Origin of the sequence: Caballeronia terrestris, assembly GCF_001544515.1 — a bacterium.
Classification (GTDB): domain Bacteria; phylum Pseudomonadota; class Gammaproteobacteria; order Burkholderiales; family Burkholderiaceae; genus Caballeronia; species Caballeronia terrestris.
The window spans coordinates 1-4,109 of record NZ_FCOL02000179.1; the positions used below are offsets into that span (position 1 = coordinate 1).

Here is a 4,109-nt window from a genome sequence, read left to right on the forward strand (position 1 = left end):
GGTTCAGCGTGGTTACCCGCTTGCGCGCGCCGCGTCGACGATCACTTTCCCGATGGCGCTTTACTCGCGCAAGCTGAAGGCGTTGTCCGAACTGCGGCGCGGCGCGGTCGTCGCCATTCCGGCCGATTCGGCGGGCGCCGCGCGTGCGCTGATCCTTTTGCAGAACTTCACCCTGCTGAGCTTTCGCGACGAAGCGGCCCTGCACGCCGCCCCAGCCGACATCACGAGCAACCGCCTGCGCCTGAAAATCCGGCAAGTGCCGCACTCGAAACTTGCCGACGCCTTGAGCGACGCGTCGATCGTCGTCATGGATAGTGACGACGCCACGCGCGCCGGCCTCGCACCCGCGCGCGACGGCATTGGCATGGAAGACGCGCGCTCGCCCTTTGCTGGCGTGCTCGCAGTGCGCACTGCCGACCGCGCGCAACCGTGGGTCGGCCCGCTGATCGCGGCGTATCAGTCGGACGACGTCGCGCGCTTCATTCTCGTGCGCTATCAGGATTCGGTGCGCCGGCCGTGGTGAACGCGTTTTCCTTCGCGTGTTCCGCCTGCGGCAAGTGCTGCAACAGCCCGCCCGCGATGTCGCTGCGCGAGCTTTTTCGGCATCGCGATCTGTTTGTCGGTTGCATCGCGATCGGTCGCATATCGCGGGTAAAAGCGCACGATACCCTCGCTGCCACCCTCTTCTTCCCGCTCGGCGACCGGTCGGGCGAGTTCCTTTCGATCACGGTGCAAGGGTACGACTATCCAACGGCCGGCCGCTGTCCTGCGCTCGACAGCGCGGGCTTGTGCAGCATTCACGCGACCGGCAAGCCGGACATGTGCGATGCCGTGCCACTCGATCCTCTCGTGCGCGACTCTCTTCAGCATCGCGTGCTCGCGACGCGCGCGCGTGGCGCCGGCTATATCGGCGCGGATTGCATCGTTGCGGGGACGCAGGGGGACGCGGCACTGCTGGTCGCAGAAGGAAGGATCGTCGATGCGTCCGCGCGCGCGGCCGTCGAACGACGGCGCACCGCGATCGCGACCGAGCGGGAACTATGGGGACGCGCGGTATTCGACTCGCTGCACGCCAATTCGGCACAGGGCACAGACGCTCTCGCGCGCATTCCACCAGGCGGCTATGCGACGATCTCGATCGTGCCGGCCTTGCTTGCGATTGCGGGTCTTTCCGCCGCGTGTCGCGAACTGTGCGTCGCCTATATCGCGAGCCAGATGGCGCTGATCGAGCGCAACATTGCGCAGGCGATCGCGCGGCGGCATCTGAACGACCGTCCGGTGACACAGGAACTGCGCGGTTTCCTGGCGAGCTACGTTCGAGCGAGCGAAGTCTTGATCGAGTCGCCGGCAGCGCTTCCGGTATCGTCGAACCGGCTGCGGGAGATTGCGGAAAACTACTTCTCGGGCTTATAGCGAGACTACCCCGCGTCGCTCGTTCAACACGTGGTCACGGGCCTTCAATCAAGCCGTTCTCCCTTTGCCCCAACGAGGATAAGCTTAGGCAGAATCGTTTCTTGTGACGCTCGACTTTGTCGGAAAGAATGGGAGCATCCGTCTCCGAAGCTTGCGCGCCGAGGACACCCCACGCCCTAGTTCTTCTCGAAGGTAAATCCATGTCGTCGAACGTAAAACTCGATCTCGACTCTGCCCGTCTCGCAGAACAATACGACCGGCTGGGCACGCGCCAGTTCAATCACGGTCTCGGCCTACTCGACGCGCTGGATGTGCGCGATGGCGATGCGGTGCTCGACATCGGTTGCGGCACTGGCCTGCTGACGGAAGCCGCCGCGCTGCGCGCTGGCACGAAAGGCGAAGTGCTGGGCATCGACCCATTGCCCTTGCGAGTCGAACGGGCGACGCAACGCGCGCGTGGGCGCTTCAAGGCGAGCGTCGGACGCGCCGAGGAGCTGCATGACATACCCGATGCGCACTACGACGTGGTGTACTTCAACAGCGTGATCCATTGGGTAGCGGACCAGCCGAGGGCGCTGCAGCACGCATTCCGGGTGCTCAAGCCCGGCGGCCGCGTCGGCTTCACGACCATGGCGAAGGATGTGCCACACGACCTGCATCTCGTGCTGCGCGAACTGATCGATTCCGAACCCGCCTGGCAGCACGCCAGCGTGGGTTCGCCAAACCAGTTGACGCGCGATCAGACTGCGTCGCTCCTGACCGATGCTGGCTTCGACGTGACGCTCAACGAGATCCGCGAATTCGACGACGCGTTCGCCTCCGCCGATGACGTGATCACGTTCAGCCAAGCCAGTTCGTTCGGCAATTTTCTTTCTGCGCTTCCGGATCGCGAACTGAATCGTCTGCGGGAACGTCTCGGCGATACGCTCGAGGCACGTCGTGGCCCACGAGGGATTGAACTGATCCGCCGGCTCATCTTCGCGACGGGCCGAAAACCTCTTACGGAGTGAGTCAGGCCGTCGGTACATTAATCGCACAGTGCCGATGGAAGCCCCGTATCCTGTCGATATCCCGTACTCTCGCCTCGGCTATGACCATCGCCTCTCGCCACCGATCACGCTCTATTGCAGCCGCCGCGACGCTCATTGCAGTCGCGCTCGCCGGATGCACCACACCGTCGCAGACCGTGTCGCAAGCAGCCTCATCCGCTGCCAGTGCACCGTCCCTGGATACGGCAATCAGCGGGCCGCAACGCGCCGACAAGGCCCGGGCGCGCGACGTCTACCGCCACCCGAAGGAAACGCTGCAGTTCTTCGGCCTTTCACCGACACAGACCGTACTCGAGATCGCACCGGGCGGCGGCTGGTACACGGACATTCTCGCGCCCTATCTCCGCGACGGCGGGCATCTTTACGAGGCGCAGTATCGAAGCACGCTGCCTGAGCTCGACAACGACGAGCGCGCGACCGACGCGAGCTTTCTGCGCAAGCTCGCGGCCGCACCGGACACATACGGCAAGGTCACGGTCGGCACCCTGCGCGCCGGCGAGCTCTCCGGCTTCGACACGCATGAGCGATTCGACCGGGTGCTCACGTTCCGCAACGTCCACAACTGGATCAACGACGGCCAGCTCGACGCAAACCTGCGCGCATTCCACGCCGCCCTCAAACCCCGCGGAGAACTTGGTGTCGAGGAACATCGCGCGCGGCCGGGTGCGAGTGTCCAGCAAATGATCGAGAGTGGCTATGTGACCGAAGCCTTCGTGATCGAGCACGCTCAGGCGGCGGGTTTCGTGCTGGCTGCACGCAGCGAGATCAACGCCAACCCACGCGATACGACGAACCATGCACGCGGTGTCTGGTCTCTTCCGCCGACCTACAAAGGGGGCGACGCCGATCGGGCCACTTATGCCGCGATCGGCGAATCCGACCGGATGACCCTCAGGTTCGTCAAGCCTTAGCGCATCGAGTCAATCGTCGCTTCCGGGCAGTGAGCGCGATCGCTCAGCCCCCACCTTTCCACGCAGTCAGGCGCCGCTCGACCAGCACGACTGCATGGTTGAAGACGAGGCCGAGCAGCGACAGCGTGACGATGCCCGCATACATCTTCGGAATCTCGAAGGTGAACTGCGAGTAGTTGACCAAATAGCCGAGCCCCGCCTTCGCACCGACCATTTCCGCTGCGATCAGGACCAGAATCGAATAGGCGCCGGCCACGCGAATACCGGTGAAAACGGTGGGCACGGCGGCAGGCAACACGACCTTGCGAAAAAGCTTTAGCGGCGGGAGACCCATCGACCGCGCCGAGCGGATCAGCAGCGGATCGACATTACGCACACCGCTGACCGTGTTGAGCACGACCGGCCACAGGCACGAATACACGACCATCGATATCTTGGACGTTTCCCCCATGCCGAGCACCAGAACGAACACCGGAAGCAAAGCGAGCGGCGCGGTGTTACGGAACAGTTCCAGCAGCGGATTGAGGATGTTGGCAAGCGAGCGATACCAGCCGATGAAAAGACCGAGCGGCACGCCGATCGAGATGGCGATGGCAAAGCCGATCAACGCCCGTCCTGCGCTCGCGAACAGATGAGCGGTCAGTTCGCCCGACACGGCCATCCCGATCAACGCGCGCACCACCGACGAGAAAGGCGGCAGGAACGTCGCATCGACCCAGCCGGCGCGCGGCAAGAG

General features: G+C 64.1%; 5 protein-coding genes. 4 read left to right on the forward strand and 1 reads right to left on the reverse strand.

Annotated elements, in window-relative coordinates:
* The 4 genes from AWB67_RS34725 to AWB67_RS34740 form a co-directional block, all read left to right on the forward strand.
* A partial coding sequence (locus AWB67_RS34725) for a MetQ/NlpA family ABC transporter substrate-binding protein (RefSeq protein WP_125477821.1) occupies positions 1-523 on the forward strand: 523 nt, incomplete at its 5' end.
* Positions 520-1,413: a YkgJ family cysteine cluster protein gene (locus tag AWB67_RS34730; protein WP_087660465.1), complete on the forward strand. Its 894-nt coding sequence runs from the start codon at positions 520-522 to the stop codon at positions 1,411-1,413. The genes AWB67_RS34725 and AWB67_RS34730, both read left to right, overlap by 4 nt.
* 200 nt (positions 1,414-1,613) lie before the next feature.
* On the forward strand, positions 1,614-2,423 hold the full coding sequence (locus tag AWB67_RS34735) for a class I SAM-dependent methyltransferase (RefSeq protein WP_087660461.1): 810 nt from the start codon (positions 1,614-1,616) through the stop codon (positions 2,421-2,423).
* Positions 2,424-2,503: 80 nt separating this feature from the next.
* Positions 2,504-3,373: a class I SAM-dependent methyltransferase gene (locus tag AWB67_RS34740; protein WP_087660462.1), complete on the forward strand. Its 870-nt coding sequence runs from the start codon at positions 2,504-2,506 to the stop codon at positions 3,371-3,373.
* Between the two features lie 43 nt (positions 3,374-3,416).
* On the opposite strand, the gene AWB67_RS34745 is transcribed toward AWB67_RS34740, so the two are convergent.
* The coding region (locus tag AWB67_RS34745) for an ABC transporter permease (RefSeq protein WP_143328455.1) at positions 3,417-4,109 on the reverse strand (693 nt) is incomplete at its 5' end.

Excerpts from the sequence above, each read along its gene's own strand:
- AWB67_RS34735 (WP_087660461.1), top strand. The coding sequence starts at position 1,614 with ATGTCGTCGAACGTAAAACTCGATCTCGACTCTGCCCGTCTCGCAGAA.
- AWB67_RS34740 (WP_087660462.1), top strand. The coding sequence starts at position 2,504 with ATGACCATCGCCTCTCGCCACCGATCACGCTCTATTGCAGCCGCCGCG.